The organism is uncultured Porphyromonas sp. (assembly GCF_938023125.1).
Lineage (GTDB): Bacteria > Bacteroidota > Bacteroidia > Bacteroidales > Porphyromonadaceae > Porphyromonas.
Window position 1 is genome coordinate 1 of the sequence record NZ_CALHDW010000019.1, and the last position, 17,399, is coordinate 17,399.

Sequence of the window (17,399 nt, forward strand, 5' to 3'; positions counted from 1 at the left end):
TAAAGTGGCACGCGAGCTGGGTTCAGAACGTCGTGAGACAGTTCGGTCTCTATCTGTTGTGGGCGCAGGATATTTGCGAGGCTCTGACACTAGTACGAGAGGACCGTGTTGGACTGACCTCTGGTCTATCGGTTGTTCCGCCAGGAGCACTGCCGAGTAGCTAAGTCGGGATTGGATAAGTGCTGAAAGCATCTAAGCACGAAGCCAGCCTCAAGATTAGATATCCATATAGGGAGGTTGTAGACGACGACCTTGATAGGCTATAGGTGTATATGCAGTAATGTAAAAGCCGAGTAGTACTAATATCCCGAATATTTTCGCGAAAAGGTTGTAGAGTAAATGTAGAGAGTCTCAGTTTCCGTATACCTTTAGGGGTTATGGAAAAGCGAGGTTCGCTTACTTAGAGCTTTAACTCATTCTTGAGAGTTTCTAATTGCCAAGATGTCAGACTTATTAAGGTGGTTATAGCGTTGGGGTTCCACCTCTTCCCATTCCGAACAGAGAAGTTAAGCCCAACCACGCCGATGGTACTGCGTAAAAGTGGGAGAGTAGGTAGCCGCCGTTTTCGATGAGAGAACCCTTGAGCAGGAATGCTTGGGGGTTCTCTTTTTTTGTTGGAAGGGGGAGTTTCTCCGGAGCTGGAGAGGGAGAGGCATAGAGAGGGGATTGTCGAGCGGGGAGGTCCCTTTCGCGTTTTGGAGCCTTCCTGGAGGAGCCTTTAGCCCCCTTTGGCTCGGTTCTTCTCCGTCCAATGTAGGGCTTTAGAGACCTCTCCATTACCCCGACAAGGAGAACTCATGGGCTTTCAAGAATATCTTGTTCATGAAACCCTGATTAAGTGACCTCTCGTAGGACTCGTTCGGGGCTGTCGTTAAGCTTAGGGGACTTTGAGGGTAGTCGCTTTAGGGGGAGGCTTAGCTCGAAGAAGGCGTTGTGACTAAATTGGGAAGAGTAAGCGAATTGCGTTTTTCTCTTATCTTTGTAGTGAAAGAGGGCTATTTAATCGCCCCGTGGGCGTTGTTAAACCACGGACTTGCGATTATTTAGTTCTCTTTTTTTGTGGTTACCGTAGAAAATGGCAGGTTTCAAACATGCTTCTATGATCCCTAAAAAGACGGAAGGCTAACACATTACAGAAACGTGTTAGCCCCCGCGGACGAAGAATAGCGGCATTACCCGGGTAATCCTCACTACAAAAGTAGCAAAACTATTCGGAGTGTGGGCTGAACAAGGATGAGGAGAAGGAGGATATAGGCTAAGGGAGTCTCTTAAGGGGAGTCTCAGATACTTTTGCTTCCGCAGCTAACTACGAGAGGAACACATATAGAGGGAGATGCTCCCTTGTCCCCTTGCTCCTTCCTAGCTTCGCAGCGACGCTTTCGTTTGGCGTCAGCTAATTAGGCGGAGAGAGTAGACTGAAAAGCTCTCTGAATATTGCCTGATTTCTCGAAGAATCTTGCCCAAAATCCTTCGAACTTTAGGCCTATTCCGAAAAGGATTTCACCCCAGGACGAGAAGACAATCCCGAAAGGTCTGTTCGACCACCTCTATTCGGACTTTATCGTTCACACACTCTTCTCCTTCTGCCAGAGGGGGGGAGAAGAATGATTAGATGCAAGATTTTAAGCCTCATGAGCAATAGCCTTTGCTCTTATGTGGGTAATACTCTTAAAAAGGGTACCTTTGTATCTAGATGTCATTTATTTAGTGAGAGAAAATCTACAGATGAAGTCTGCCCAAATGTATTGGGCTTGGTTTAGTAATAGGACAACGAATTATGGAGGGGAACGCAAGATTGTTATATCAATTTATAGGACTACAAATCCAATTTGTAATACCTGTATATCAGCGCAACTATGATTGGCAAATAGAGAACTGTGAACAATTGTTTGGGGATTTGCTGAAGTTGAGTTCCTCCAATAGATCTACACATTTTTTTGGTTCGATAGTTACCTCTTCTACAGACAGCATGTACAATAGATTGGTCATTGATGGGCAACAACGTTTGACCACTATTTCGCTACTGCTACTGGCAGGAATAAGGGCTGTGAGAGACGGAGTTCTTGAAATTACGGACGAGTCAAGAATGAAAGAGGCTGAGACATTCTTAAAAGTAGAATTCTCTAATTCGGAGCGGAAAATAAAGTTACTCCCAATCGAAAACGACCGAATTGCCTATGATAAGATCTTTAGAGGTGAAGAGGGGTTAGTAGAGAATTCGAAAGTAACTCGCAATTATCGCTATTTCTATGAGAAGCTAACAAGGAAGCCACAGACCCTTTCTTTCGACCAAATACTTGACGCTGTTAAGCGATTGCAAATCATATCAATAGAGTTGGGGAAAGATGATGACGCGCAACTCATCTTTGAGAGCTTGAACTCTACCGGATTGGCTCTTACTGAAGCCGACAAAATACGCAACTATATTTTGATGTCATTGACGCCCGAAGAGCAACAAGTTTGTTTCAATGATTATTGGCAGAAGATTGAGTATAAGACTGAGAATCAGCCGACAAGATTCTTGCGTGACTATCTCACCATAAAGCGGCAGCTACAACGTCCCGTTCGTGAGTCTAACATATACTCCGAATGGAAAAAATATATGGAAGGGCGTGAGCGTAAGACGGAGTTGGTAGAAATGCTGGAGTATGTGGGGTACTATCAACAGATCACCGAAGCCAAACTCTCTACTCCCAAGCTTTCGGAGAAGATGCGTCATATCTGCAATATCGAAACAGATGTGGCCAATGTATTCTTCATTCAATTTTTGAAGTATGTCTCTACCCATGCACTTCCGGACGAAGAAGTGTACAAAGTGATTGACTTGGTAGAAAACTATTTGGCAAGACGTATTGTATGCAATATGCCTGGTAATGCACTTACGCAGGTGTTTTGCGCCCTGCATAAGGATGTGCTGAAAAGTATGGATGAGTACGCTTCTGCTAATGTTGAACTTAAGAATTCTTATTCAGAGATATTGGCTTATCACATTATGCGACGTGATGGTAACTATCAGTTGCCAAGAGATGTACAGTTTGAGGAATCGATAAAGATACGTGATGCCTATCATATGCCAAAGCCATTCCAGATTTTTCTCTTTGAGAGGCTAGAGAACGCTATACCTGGTGAATACAATGATGTAGCTACCGAGATGAAAAATAAGGATGCCACCATTGAACATATTATGCCACAGACACTCACTAAAGAGTGGAAAGCAATGCTTGGGGACAACTTTCAAGAGATACAAGAGAAATACCTTCACACATTTGCCAACCTGACATTGACCGGTTTTAATAGCAAACTGAGCAATAAGCCATTTGGTACAAAGCGTGATGGTAACACTATAGGAAATGAAATATGCCCAGGATATGGAGACTCTAAGTATCGTTTAACGAGGAGTGTAACATCTTGTGATAAATGGACAGAAATAGAGTTACAGAATCGCTGCAAAGAAATGGTGGATATCTTTTTGCGTCTTTATCCATTGCCGGCAATGGCATTCAAGCCACTACCCAAGCCTATTGACGAGGTCTCTTTAGATGAAGAAACATTTTCCCCCACAAACAGAAAACTAAAAGGGTTCCGTCTTTTTGGGGAAGAATATGAGGAAAATACATGGAAAAATATGCTCTTACAAGTCGTTAAGACCGTGGAACAAAAATACACTGACATTGTAGATACACTCTATGATAAAGAGGCCTTCTTCTACTCTGCCCAAAAAGTCCTAGCAAAAGAAGTCAATGCAAGAGATTGCACAGAGATTGCACCGCAGAAATACTTGTTGACATCTTTGGATAACACAAGCAAACTTCGGTGTATGCGTTCTCTTTTTGACAAGTGTGATATTGCTGAGTCTGAGCTAGTGATGCTGCTTGAACCTATAAAAGAATAATACCCGATGGAATACATTGGAGTTTAAGGCCTTTTGTTCCCTATCTAACTCTATGGGCTTATAGATCAATTAGTTTTTCTATCTTCGTGGTAGGAGAGTTTTGGCGTGTATGTGCGAGTAAAGTCAAGCTGCCCCTCTTCGTGAGCCTTGAGTTGCCTTTGTGCAGCCCAAGGCTTTATATTTTAGGAATCATCCTTTCTGCGTTGCTGGCTCTATCCGCTTGGATATGTAATGCTTCCCCCCTATGGTACAGCAGTCCTCTTCCGGTCACTTCTACAACCCCTCATCGTTTGCTGTTTTTTGTTAGATCGCTATAAGCGTTTGACAGATAGTAGACTATGATACTCTTATGTGGGGAGTGTAGAGTGAAAAATCCCTAAAAGTGGGGATTGTAAACGCTATTTGTCTATTCTACCTTTGCCAATAGTTAAAGAGGGATTCGGATAGCGATAGGATAAGATTAGGCTAGAAGGACCCTTCATATAAGCGATCACTCCCGATCGGAAAGGGGAAAACGACAAGTTGAAGGGATAAAAAATGATAAACGTAGAACGAATCAATCGATGGTTCTTCCGTGTGGGGGACCAGATTATCCGCCATCGCTGGTGGGTATTAGGCGCCTTTGTGCTGTTGCTGGCAGTGGGAGCCAATGGGATGCGAATGCTCAATGTCAAGACTTCGTGGGAGGATTATTTCCTAGAGGATGACCCGATGCTCCTACAAACAAAGGAGTTTAAGGAGGTGTTTGGTAATGATAATTACGCTGCCGTGCTCCTCGAGTGCGACAATATATTCACCAAAGAAAAGCTAGAACTTATCCGCCAGCTCTCCAATGAGATGATGGATAGTATTACCTATGCCGATAAGATCACCTCTCTTACAGACATTGAGTTTATGGAGGGGAATGAAGAGGGGATGACCCTTGAGCAGATTGTGCCCGAGGAGATCCCCGGCGATCCGGCCGGATTAGCCGAGGTGCGGCGCAGGGCATTTCTCAAACCCAACATTGCGCATCGTCTTGTATCGCAGGATGGTCGTCTCTCGTGGATCTTATTGAAATTAACCCCCTTCCCAGAGACAGGGGGTGCAGAGAAGGCAACGGGGGAAGAGTTGCGGCATATCATAACCAAGCCCGAGTATGCTTCACTTCATCCCAAGGGGGCCGGGATGCCCTACCTTACTGAGCGGAAAATGGATTGGATAGATCATGAGCTTCCCCTTGTAATGGGGTTGGCCGTAGTCCTTGCCATCCTTGTTTTGGCATTGGCTACTCGTTCGATTCGGGGTGTGATTGTACCGGTAATAACGGCTTTCTCTGCCATCATAATGGCGTATGGTCTCACGGGATATTTGCATTTGAGTATCGATAGCGGTATGATGCTAGTACCTATGCTATTGGCTTTTGCCGTCTCGGTGGCGTACAACATCCATATACACTCCTACTTCCGTAGGCAGATGCGTCTTCATGGCAAACGGAAACAAGCGGCCATTGAGACGATTAGCGAGACCGGATGGCCCATTCTATTTAGTGCGCTTACCACTCTTGTGGCACTTCTTTCTTTTCTTGCGATCCCCATGGCGCCCATGCACTTTGTGGGCATTGCCACGGCTTCGAGTGTCTTCTTTGCCTTCTTCATTACGATTATGGTGATGCCCACGCTCTTGAGTTTGGGTAAGGATAAACAGCCCAAAGAGCATGCGAGTGAAGAGGGTCAGCATTGGTTGGATCGTAAGTTGGAGCGCTTTGGTAGTGGTGTATTGCAGCACGAGAGATTGGTTTGGATTATCTTTTTTGCGGTTACCGCAGTTATGGTGTATGGCTTTACCAAGGTAGAGCCGGCCTTTGATGTGGAGCGCACACAGGGGCGACGCATCCAGTACATACAGGATATACTCGAAGTGGCTGAGAGCGAATTAGGCTCCATCTATTCGTATGATATAATGATAGAGTTCCCGGAAGAGGGGCAAGCCAAGACGCCTCAGTCTCTTCGGGCCCTCGACTCTCTTGCACGCCTTGCGGATGGGTACGTGCTCACCAAGCGCACGACTTCGGTTCTTAATATTCTCAAAGACCTCAATCAGACGCTTCATGCGGATAATCCCGCCTACTATCGTTTGCCCGAGACCTCGGATGAGATTGCTCAGCAATTGCTCCTCTATGAGAATGCGGGAGGCAGCGAGGCCGAGAACTGGATGGACTATGACTACCGATTCTTGCGCTTGCGCGTGGAGATGGTCAACTATAACTCGGCAGAGATTGAGCGAGAAATGAATGAATTGGTCTCGGTGGCTAGCCGTTTACTACCTAATGCCAAGGTTACTCCCGTGGGGACGATGCCGCAGTTCTCGGTAATGATGCAGTATGTGGTGCGTGGGCAGATCGTCTCATTCCTGCTCTCGCTGCTGATCATTGGAGTGCTGATGATGGTGGTATTTGGTAGCGTGCGTGTAGGGCTCATTGGCTTGATCCCGAATATCATGCCGGCTCTTGCCGTGGGGGGCTTGATGGGTTTCCTCAATTATCCGTTGGATATGATGACAGCTACCATCATGCCTATGATCCTAGGGCTTGCCGTAGACGATACCATTCACTTTATCAATCATGGGCATTTGGAGTTCGACCGCCAGCGCAATTATCGCTCAGCCATCCTCAAGACCTTCCGCATCGTAGGTACGCCCATCGTTCTTACGAGTGTGATTATATCTAGTAACTTTGCCGCCTATTGTATCTCCGATGGTATGATGTTCGTCCATATGGGGATCTTGTCGGTTGCCGGGATGCTAACGGCTCTTCTTGCGGACTTGTGTATTACGCCGCTCCTTTTCCGCCGCTTCAAAATCTTTGGCAAAGAGGAGGAGAAAGAGGCTCAGTAATGGAGAAGAAACTAATTCGAGAGTGAAAATATAATACCGATATAGTATGAAAAGAATAGCAATACTAGGCATTGCTGCAATGCTTGCCGTAGGTAGTGCCATGGCACAAACCGGGCGTGAGATAGCCCAAAAGGTAAAGGACAGACCCGATGGAGATACACGTCAGTCGGAGATGACCATGAAGCTAATCAATAAGCGTGGTAGTGTGAGAGAACGCAAACTTATCTCCTACTCCATTGACGTAGGAAAGGGGAAGAAAGACCGTAAAACGATCATGTTTTTCCTTTACCCGGGTGATGTGAAAGGGACGGGCTTCCTTACCTGGGATTACGACGAAATAGGGAAGGATGACGACAAGTGGCTCTACCTCCCTGCCATGAAGAAAACCCGACGCATCAGTGGCTCTTCGGCCAAAAAAGACTATTTCATGGGCAGCGACTTTACCTACGACGATATGGGGAGCCGCAATGTAGATGAAGATACGCACAAGTATCTGGGCGAGGAGACGATCGATGGGCACAAGTGCTGGAAGCTGGAGTCCACCTCCAAAGATAGTCGGGATGTCTTTAGTAAGAAAGTCGCTTGGATTCGCCAAGATTGCAACATTCCCGTAGTTGTGGAGTACTACGATAGAGCAGGGAGACTGCATCGTAAGCTCGAGATCTCCGAAATTCACAAGATAGATGGATTCTGGACGGCCCAAAAGATGCAGATGACCAACGTACAAACGGAGCATAAGACCATCCTGGAGTTTAAGAATAGTAAGTTTAACACCCCCCTAGCCGAAGGCAAGTTTAGTGTGACTTCGCTAGAGAAAGGATCGCTATGAAACGATTTGTGAGAGTGCGCTGTCTCCTCCTTATGGGGGCAGCGTTGCTAACCGCCTTGCCTCTCATGGGGCAAAACGAAGAGGATACATCCCCTCCCGCCTTCGACGTAAAGGGGAATGTGGAGACGTACCATGCCGTGCGCAGTAGCTCGCCCTTCGATTTTATGACCTCACGTACCCGAGTGCGGGGTGAGTTTGAGAAACGCTTTGGGCAGTCGCTCGTAGAGGTTTCGATCAATGCCGTCTACAACGCCGTTCTCCCTAGTGAGACGGGGATCCGTTTGCGAGAGGCTTTCTTCGAGCATCGAGGGGAGCACTGGGGGATACGCGCCGGACGACAGTTCGTTATTTGGGGTGCAGCAGATGGCGTGCGCATTACCGACCTCGTTTCTCCGTTGGATCTGACGGAGTTCTTAGCACAAGATTATGACGATGTGCGTATGCCGGTAAACGCCCTACGTCTATCGCTTTTCAATGAGATATTTAAGGCAGAGGGCGTTCTCGTTCCTACTTTCGAGGGGTATAAGCTCCCTACGGATCGCTCTAATCCGTGGAATATCTTTGCTCAGGCGAAGGACCCCAACCTTACCGTTACCTGGAACGACAAGGGGAGTACACCCGCACTTAAACTGGCTAATATGGAGTATGGCTTGCGCTTGAGTGCCACCCTGCCGGGGGTAGACTTCTCGCTCGCTGCCCTGCATACATGGAATAAAATGCCCGTAATCACGCGGCAATTCCTCTCCCCTACGGAGGTAGAAGTCGTGCCGCATTACTATCGCATGGGATTTGTGGGAGGCGATGTGGCTGTGCCTCTTGGGCAATTTGTCCTGCGTGGGGAAGCCGCATTCAATATCAGTAAGCACTTTACATACAAAGGAGTAGGAGAGCAGCGAGGCTTCAATACCCTCAATTGGCTAACTGGCGTTGACTGGTATGGCGCTAATGATTGGATAGCCTCGGCGCAATTTTCTATGGAGAATATCTTTGGGTATAGCGACCTCATTGCCCAAAAACGTAATACCTCTCTTTTGACTTTTCATCTCTCAAAAAAGCTATTAGGCGCCACACTTGAGCTTTCGGACTTTACCTATATCGACCTGACGGGTAAGGGGTGGTTTAGTCGCTTTACGGCGGACTATGCTCTTAGCGATCAGGTGCGCCTTATCGTGGGTTACGATTGGTTGGGAGCATCGGAAGGGCACGACAGTCTCTTTGCTATCTACAAGGATAATTCGGAGTTCTGGTTCAAGGCTCGTTATAGTTTCTGAGATTTTCCTCCCATTCTCATTGGGGAGTTTCTTTCTTTTATGGCAAGCTGCCTTCTCACGCTAGGGGGCAGCTTGTTTGTTTTTGTTCCTCCCGAAGATGCTTCTTTATCTTTCTAAGGAGCAAGTGAGAGGAGCATAAATGTCAAATGTTGCTTGAGGTAAATGTTAGATGTTACTTTTTCGATTTTCTCTCTATGTCGCTTATTTACAAGGGCATTTGTTTGTGTAATGTCAAATGTTTCGTTCGCGAACCGATATATGATGCCTTCTATCACTAAAATGCTTTCGGCGGAAGGCTTTCTGCCCGAATCACTATAATTCTTTCAGTTTGGGATGAAGGTACGGATGGTTTCCCCCTTTCCCTTTGACCTGTCTTTGTTCATGTTTTTACTATTTCTACGAGAGCATTCTTTAGGCTATTGTGCGAAGATTTGGTACCTTTACACTCCGAATAATAAGGCTTGTCCCATAAGAAAGAGCGATTGCGAGAATAGAATGAACGAACAGATTGCCCCAATTGGTATTTTTGATTCCGGTTATGGTGGGCTTACCATTTTGCGAGAGATTCGTAAGTTAATGCCTCAGTACGACTATCTATATCTGGGAGACAATGCTCGCTCTCCGTATGGCAGTCGCTCCTTCGAAATTGTCTATAAGTTTACATCGCAGGCTGTAGAGCGTCTGTTTGAGATGGGCTGCCCCTTGGTTATCTTGGCATGTAATACGGCCTCTGCCAAGGCGTTGCGTACCATCCAGCAGCAAGATTTGCCTCAAATGAGCGATCCCTCGCGCCGGGTGTTGGGGATTATTCGCCCCACGGTGGAGGCTGTCGATATGATCACCTCGAGTAAGCATGTGGGCATCTTGGCAACGGAGGGGACTGTCGGCAGTCATAGCTATCAGATGGAGATTGCAAAGCTTTTCCCGCACATTATCGTGAGCGAGGAGGCCTGCCCCATGTGGGTTCCTTTGGTGGAAAATGGAGAAGCCGATAGCCCGGGGGCCGATTACTATGTGCGTAAGCACCTCGATGCGCTGCTCAGCAAGGATAAGACAATCGACACAATAGTCTTGGCATGTACCCATTATCCCTTGTTGCGTCAGAAGATCAAAAGGCTTATTACCCCCAGCATTACGGTGGTTTCCCAAGGGGAGTATGTGGCATCTTCGCTGCAAGACTACCTAGGGCGCCATACGGATATGGACGCTCGTCTCTCTAAGGGCGGCTCCATCCGCTATCTGACCACGGAGCAGGCCGATAAGTTTGCAGAGAAGGCCTCCGTGTTCCTCGAAGAAAAAGTACAAGCCGAGCAGGCTACAATTGATTAGCCCCCCGGAGTATAAATAGAAATAAAACATACTAGATAGATTCTTTCCTATGAAAAGAAAAATCATTTTTACCATTGTCTCTTTTATGGCAGTAGCCGCATTTTCTCTTTCGTGCTGCGCTAAGAAAGTAAGCAAAGATACCCTCAACGGTTCGTGGTTGGTACAAGAGATGAATGGCAGCGCCATAGACCACCCCGAAGGGGAAAAGGTGATGACCCTCTCATTCGATACAAAAGAAATGCGCCTCGGAGGTATGGGGATGTGCAATAGCTACGGAGGGGACTTCCAGATGACTCCCGAAGGCGCTTTCACGGTCTCCAATATTATCTCTACACGCGTTGGCTGTGAGGGTATGGGCATAGAGGTAAGCCTCTTTAGAACTCTAGAGAAATCTGCCAAGATAAAAGTTAAAGGCGAAAAGGCAGAGATCTACAATGCCAACGGAGAGAAGACCTTGGTCTTGCAACGCACCGCCGAGAAGTAGTTTTTAGTAAGGGTGGATAAAAGAATAAAGTCAATGAATATCCGTATTTCCGTACGTCCTTTTTTTGTTGCGATGGCGCTGCTTTTGCTCTCGTCGGTGGGAGCACAAGCTCAGCAGGGTGAGCGTCTTTTCTCTCTCAAGGAGATTACCAATTGGCATTTTTCGCCCCGGGGGGCCGGTGGCTCGTTCCGCTCTATGGTGGATGGTCGCTACTACACGGCACTCAATGATACCCGCACGGCCATTGTGCAGTATGAGTTTGCTACGGGTCGGGAGGTCGCTACACTTTTCGATCTTTCGCAGCTAGCCTTGGGGGCAATGAGCAAGAATGGCGACTTTAAGACCCCCGAGAGCATAGATGATTACCAGATCTCTCCTTGCGGCAATCATATCTTGATCATGACGGATATGGAGCGGATTTATCGCCGTTCGTCTCGCTCTACCACGTACCACTACGACGTACGTCGGAAGCAACTTGAGCCACTCAGCTCCGGCAAGCTGATGATCCCTACCTTTAGCCCCGATGGGCGCATGGTGGCTTTTGTGCGAGACAACAATATCTTTATTCATAAGTTCGACTACAACAGTGAGGTGCAGGTAACCACCGATGGCAAGCGCAATGAAGTAATCAATGGGGCCACCGATTGGGTCTACGAAGAGGAGCTCTATTGCACCAAATTGCTCTCGTGGAGCCAAGATGGCGGTTATTTGGCATTCGTTCGCTTCGATGAGTCGGAGGTGCCGGCTTACAGTATGCCTATCTATGGTACCGGTCTCTACCCGGGAGAGTACACCTACAAATACCCCAAGGCCGGAGAGAAGAATTCGTCCATATCGTTGCATGTCTACAATGTGGATCAGAAGGTGGTGCGCCCCGTCTCTCTCCCCATCGACAAGGAGAGCTACATCCCTCGTATCGAGTTCACTCCCATAAACAATGCCTTGGCTGTTTGCACCCTCAATCGTCACCAAAATGACTTCCGACTCTTCTTGGTAGACCCTGCAACGCTTATTGCCAAGCAGACCCTAAGAGACACCGATGAGGCGTATGTGAAAATCGAATGGGTGAATACACTAGCTATTGACGCCAAGGGCTTTACGATGGTGAGCGAGGCGGATGGTTATGCCCACCTCTATCGCTATAGCACCACGGGAGAGCGTGTTCGTCAATTGACAAAGGGTAAATGGGATATTATCACCCTCTATGGTGTAGACAAGGAGGGGAATGCCTACTATCAAGCAGCAGATGAGACCCCTATCCGTCGCCGTATCCTCAAGGTTTCGCCTGCGGGTAAAACGATGGTGTTGGCAGGCGAAGCTGGTATTAATCAAGCTACTTTTAGTCACGACTTCTCCTACTTCCTCAATGTCTATAGCAGCAGTAGAGTAGCGCCTCAGTACACAATCCGCTCTAGCAAAGACGGCAAGATACAGCGCACGCTCGAGGAAAACAAAGAACTCACGGCCCGCCTGGCTCAATACAAATACCTACCGAAGGAATTTATCCAACTTGAGATTGGAAACGGCATAACCCTGAATGGATGGATGCAGAAGCCTGTGGATTTCGATCCCAACAAGCAGTATCCTCTCCTGATGGTGCAGTATAGTGGCCCCGACTCGCAGGAGGTGCTCGATAAATTCGAGATTGATTGGGAGTTCGCTCTCGCCCAAGAGGGCTACATCGTGGCCTGTGTGGATGGTAGAGGCACCGGAGCTAGAGGACGAGAATGGCGCAAGTGTACCTATATGAATTTGGGTATCCTAGAGAGCGACGACCAGCTAGCGGCTGCCAAGGCTTTCGGCAAATATAGTTACATTGATGCCTCTCGCATTGGCATCTGGGGCTGGAGTTTTGGTGGTTATATGACCCTTCTCTCGCTTTGCCGTGGTGAGGGCACCTTCAAGGCCGGGGTATCTATTGCCCCCGTAACAGACTGGCGTTTCTACGACTCTATATACACAGAGCGTTACCTACGCACCCCGCAAGAGAATCCCGAAGGCTATCGCAAGGGAGCGCCTCTTGCTTTGGCGGATCGCTTGAAGGGCAATCTGCTCATTATCCATGGTAGTGCGGACGACAACGTACACCTCCAAAATACAATGGATTTCACCGAGAAGCTGGTGCAGAGCAACGTGCCTTTTGAGATGGCTGTATACACCGATCGCGATCACGGCATCTACGGCGGCAATACTCGCTACCATCTTTTCTCACGGATCGTTAACTACCTCAAGAAGAATTTGTAAGCAAGCAGCACTATCATAAAAAGGCACAACTCGTACCCGAACTATGTCTAGCAACTTTGTCAAAAAGCCTGAGTGGCTCCGCATCAAACTAGGTGGCTCCGTCACCTATGGCGAGACGCGTAAGGTGATCGAAGGGCATTGCCTGCATACCATTTGCAGCAGTGGGCGGTGTCCCAATCAGGGAGAGTGCTGGAGCCGAGGTACCGCCACCTTTATGATTGGCGGGAACATTTGTACACGTAGTTGTCGCTTTTGTAATACCCTCTCGGGGCGTCCTTTGCCTCTCGATCCCAACGAGCCTCGTGCTGTGGCAGAGAGTGTGCGCACCATGGGTCTAAAGCATGCTGTAATTACAAGTGTAGACAGAGACGACCTCCCCGATGGCGGAGCGCATCACTGGCAGGAGACCATCCTTGCGATACAAGAGCTTAATCCAAATGTAACGTGTGAGGTCCTTATCCCAGACTTTCGAGGGGATCTAGCCATGGTTGATCTCGTAATTTCGGCTCGCCCCAACATCATCTCGCATAATCTAGAGACGGTAAGGCGTCTTACTCCCTCGGTGCGTAGTGTGGCTACCTACGAGCGCAGTTTGGCGGTGTTAGGGCATATTGCCAAGCAGGGGATCCCCGCAAAAACGGGCATTATGCTAGGGCTAGGAGAGAGCGAAGAGGAGATCTTGGAGACGATGGACGATGCCCTGAGTGTGGGCGTTAGCATCCTCACCATCGGGCAGTATTTGCGCCCGAGCCGCAAAAATATTCCTGTGGAGGCTTACATTGAGCCGGCACAGTTCGACCACCTTCGAGAGGTGGCTCTCCAAAAGGGGTTTACCCATGTGGTTAGTGGTCCCTTGGTGCGCTCTTCGTACCATGCCGAGGAGCAAGTCAATCGTACTTCGCCTACTGATATCCCATACGAACACTGATACTTTCCCACCCTTAGGCAGATAAGAGAATTATGGCATCCCTACCCCACGAGCGACATTTGCTCATAGACAAAGGCAACAGCTACGCAAAAGTAGCTGTAGTGGACGATGGTGTTTTTTCTCCCGAGGTGGTATTTATGGAGCAACTTACCCCTGAGACGTTGGCGCCTTTGTGCCAAGTGGCTCCGGGCGGACGGCTATTTACCGTCTATTCATCCGTGGGGGAACCTCAACTATTTGCTCCTGCCTATCTGCAAGAGCAGTCATACTATTTCTTACAAATCGACGCCGAGACAGAGTCTCCTCTCCGTGCCCTTCATTACGAAAGGGCGCAGCTGGGGGCCGATCGTCTTGCTCTGGCCGTTGGTGCCTTGGCTTTTACCGAGAAGGATACAGACGTGCTCGTTATAGATATTGGCACAGCGATTACCTACGAATGGGTCTCTAGCAAGGGAGAGTACCTCGGAGGCAATATCTCTCCCGGCCCACGCACTCGGAGCCGTGCGCTACATATGGCTACGGCCCTCCTACCCGAGGTGGAGCTTACGTCCGATGCTCCCGAGATGGGAAGCAATACGCATGAAGCCATTTTGGGCGGGATCGCTTGGGGGATTGTCTACGAAATTGAGGGATACATCCGCCAACTTCAGTCCAAAACGCCCCATCTAAAGGTAATTTTGACGGGTGGATACGCTACATATTTTGCCGATAAAGTAAAAAATGTGACCTTTGTAGTGCCCGACCTTGTTTTGAGGGGGCTTGATAGATTATTAGAGTACAATGCACAGAAACATAAGTAACACCTCCCGTTGGATGTCAGCCCTCTTAGTGCTGGCTCTCACGGTCGCCCTTCCCCATGGGATGAGGGCACAGAGCAATAGTACGGAGTCTCCCTACTCCCGTTTTGGCATCGGAGACTTGTCTCAGAAGACTGCCGGAGTATCGCGAGGTATGGGGAATGTCGGTATTGCCTTACGCTCCGATCGCTTTATCAATCCTAAGAATCCGGCCTCTTATGCTGCGGTGGATAGTCAGACTTTTATCTTCGACTTCAGCGCCAGTGCCGGTACTTCGTGGTTTGTGGAGGGGAGTAACAAAGATGCTCGCCTCTTGGGCAACTTTGAGTATGCTACCATGCTTTTCCCCGTGGCTCCCTGGATGGCGGTAAGCGCCGGTATTATGCCTTTTTCTACCGTTGGCTATCGCTTTGGATCCTCTCAAGAGATCGAGGGGGCAACCAATAAGCAGTACACCACCCTCTATCAGGGGAGCGGTAATATCTCAGAGGTCTATTTGGGAGTCTCTTTCGACCCGATTAAGAACCTCTCTTTTGGGGTGAATGGCTCGTATCTCTTCGGCACGCTTGTGAATCGACGTCTCGTGGACTTCAACTCAACGACCGCCAATAACCTTACAAACATTGGGGCTCTTTCGTTGCACGGCTTTAAGCTGGATGCCGGGATGCAGTACGCTGTCTCTTTTGCCAAAGAGCACTCGCTCACCTTTGGGGTTACCTACTCACCCTCCTTGCCTCTTGCTAGTAGATTGGTAAGTCAGAAGCTACTCTCTTCCAGCACCTCAGCTACGCCCCAACAGGCCGATACCATCACCTCCAACAATTCTTACCATACGCCTAATGCTTTTGGCTTAGGCTTGGCATATCAGTGGAATAATAAACTATTGCTCGCTGCCGATGTCCAATATAATATGTGGCAGAAAGCCCTCACGGGCCAACCACACTATCAGGCTCGTGATCAGTGGCAAATAGGTTTGGGCGCAACCTATACCCCCAGTGAGGTAGCACGTTCTATTTGGCAGAGAATGGAGTACAGATTTGGTCTCTCCGCCGAGAATAGCTACATCACCTTGCCCAGTAATCTAGCCTATAAGGGCTATATGAAGGGGGGCGTTTCATTCGGTTTGGGGATCCCTATGGTGGACCGACGCTCTTGGGTGGACCTGACTTTCGATTATAATCATCTCTTCCCTCAAGAGACTAGTTGGGTACATGAGAATTATTTCCGTATTACATTGGGATTGCGTTTCAATGAAGCTTGGTTCCGCAAGATACGCCTCGACTAACGACCCCTACCTCTATATCACCAACCGATTATACAAGACGAAATAAATAGTAAACAAGCAACACTATGAAAGGACTAAAGTGTATTATCTTTTCGGCTACGCTACTTGCCTCTTCGCTTGTAGCTTGGGCACAAACCGGGATAGCCTCCGGTACTCCCTTCGGATCGGGGCAAGATAGCATTCGCTGCCGCGAAAATATCAGCCTCTTCTCTTCCTATGTAAAGAGCGAAAGCTATACCGATGCCTATGAATTTTGGAAGAAGGCCTATGCAGAGTGCCCCGGCTCTTCAAAGAATATATACATATCCGGAGTAAAAATCCTCAACTGGCAAATACAAAAAGAGACAGACCCTGCCAAGCGTGCTGCCAAGGTAGATGAGCTGATGAAGCTCTACGACGATAGAGCAAAGTACTTTGGTGACGATCCCCGCTATGGCTTGGATTGGATCACCGCTAGCAAGGTTACCGATTACCTCCAGCTTGTACCCAAAGAAAAGGTGGACTACGATAAAATCTATAGTTGGACTAAGCCCGTTATCGAACAGATTGGCGGGGAGACGGATGCTAAGGTGGTGTACTTCAACGTCTACTCTTCGCTCAACAAGGCTATCGGCAACGAGTCTTGGCACCAGCAGTATATCAATGACTACATGAGTGGTAATGATATCATGGAAAAGGCCGTAGAAGCTGCCGAAGCAACGGGTGATACCGTACGCATTGAGTACGTACGAAGCCTCAAAGATCAGCTTGATATGCTCTTTGTACAGAGCGGGCTTGCTCAGTGCAATATGCTCGTAAAGATCTACGGTAAAGACCTAGAAGCCAACAAGAGCAACATCGCTTTCTTGCAGGCTATGCTTGATATGTTCCGCAATGCCGATTGCGAAAAAGATCCTCTCTACTTCAAGGCTAGTAAGTATCTCTTCGCCATCAAGCCTACCGCTGCCTCAGCGCTCGGTTTGGCTAAGGAGGCTATGAGTGCCAATAAGAACACCGAAGCGACCGAATATCTCAACAAAGCTATTTCGCTTACAAGCGATAAGAACATCAAGGCCAGCTGCTACTACACACTCGCTGTGATGAGCATGAATGCACGTCAATACTCACAGAGCCGTGCTTATTGCCAAAAGGCTATGGCCGAGAACCCCTCAATGGGTAGCCCTCTTATCCTTATTGCCAAGATGTATGCAGCAACAGCCAACAGCATCTTCCCCGGAGACGCCCTCAAGCAACGTTGCGTATTCTATCTCGTATTGGATAAGCTAGAGCGTGCTCGCTCTATAGACTCACGTGTAGCCGGTGAGGCTGCTTCGCTTATCGCACAGTATCGCCGCCACCTCCCCAGCTCGTCGGACATCTTCATGCACCCCGAGCTAGACAAGGGTAATAGCTTCTTCGTAGGCGGTTGGATTGGCGAAAGCACTGTTATCCGCTAACCATTATCGTTCATGCCTATGGGGGAGAGA

The 17,399-nt window shown here is 48.3% G+C and carries 11 protein-coding genes and 2 rRNA genes; all 13 read left to right on the top strand.

The annotated features are described in order from the left end of the window. A 23S ribosomal RNA gene (locus Q0090_RS07830) occupies positions 1 to 324 on the top strand; the annotation flags it as partial. Between the two features lie 130 nt (positions 325 to 454). Then, positions 455 to 565, top strand: a 5S ribosomal RNA gene (gene rrf / locus Q0090_RS07835). Between the two features lie 1,212 nt (positions 566 to 1,777). Beyond that, positions 1,778 to 3,892, top strand: a complete 2,115-nt coding sequence (locus tag Q0090_RS07840; protein WP_297949427.1) for a DUF262 domain-containing protein — start codon at positions 1,778 to 1,780, stop codon at positions 3,890 to 3,892. 540 nt (positions 3,893 to 4,432) lie between these two features. Further along, positions 4,433 to 6,766: an MMPL family transporter gene (locus Q0090_RS07845; RefSeq protein WP_297949468.1), complete on the top strand. Its 2,334-nt coding sequence runs from the start codon at positions 4,433 to 4,435 to the stop codon at positions 6,764 to 6,766. 46 nt (positions 6,767 to 6,812) lie between these two features. Beyond that, on the top strand, positions 6,813 to 7,595 hold the full coding sequence (locus tag Q0090_RS07850; RefSeq protein WP_297949429.1) for an outer membrane lipoprotein-sorting protein: 783 nt from the start codon (positions 6,813 to 6,815) through the stop codon (positions 7,593 to 7,595). A 65-nt stretch (positions 7,596 to 7,660) separates the two neighbouring features. Beyond that, a complete protein-coding gene (locus tag Q0090_RS07855; protein WP_297949470.1) occupies positions 7,661 to 8,866 on the top strand; it encodes a DUF1302 family protein in 1,206 nt (401 codons plus the stop codon). A gap of 495 nt (positions 8,867 to 9,361) precedes the next feature. After that, complete coding sequence (gene murI, locus Q0090_RS07860; RefSeq protein WP_297949431.1) at positions 9,362 to 10,195, top strand: glutamate racemase; 834 nt, start codon at positions 9,362 to 9,364, stop codon at positions 10,193 to 10,195. Between the two features lie 49 nt (positions 10,196 to 10,244). After that, positions 10,245 to 10,679 (top strand): META domain-containing protein, encoded by a 435-nt coding sequence (locus Q0090_RS07865; RefSeq protein ID WP_297949433.1) that lies wholly within the window; start codon positions 10,245 to 10,247, stop codon positions 10,677 to 10,679. Between the two features lie 33 nt (positions 10,680 to 10,712). After that, entirely contained in the window at positions 10,713 to 12,923 is a 2,211-nt protein-coding gene (locus Q0090_RS07870; RefSeq protein WP_297949435.1) for a S9 family peptidase, read from the top strand. A 43-nt stretch (positions 12,924 to 12,966) separates the two neighbouring features. Then, positions 12,967 to 13,851, top strand: coding sequence for a lipoyl synthase (gene lipA / locus Q0090_RS07875; protein WP_297949437.1), 885 nt, complete (start codon positions 12,967 to 12,969; stop codon positions 13,849 to 13,851). Between the two features lie 32 nt (positions 13,852 to 13,883). Beyond that, positions 13,884 to 14,651, top strand: a complete 768-nt coding sequence (locus Q0090_RS07880; protein ID WP_297949439.1) for a type III pantothenate kinase — start codon at positions 13,884 to 13,886, stop codon at positions 14,649 to 14,651. After that, on the top strand, positions 14,632 to 15,933 hold the full coding sequence (locus Q0090_RS07885; protein ID WP_297949441.1) for a hypothetical protein: 1,302 nt from the start codon (positions 14,632 to 14,634) through the stop codon (positions 15,931 to 15,933). Before Q0090_RS07880 ends, Q0090_RS07885 begins: the two co-directional genes overlap by 20 nt. Before the next feature lie 65 nt (positions 15,934 to 15,998). After that, positions 15,999 to 17,369, top strand: a complete 1,371-nt coding sequence (locus Q0090_RS07890) for a hypothetical protein (protein WP_297949443.1) — start codon at positions 15,999 to 16,001, stop codon at positions 17,367 to 17,369. The last annotated feature ends 30 nt before the right edge of the window (positions 17,370 to 17,399 follow it).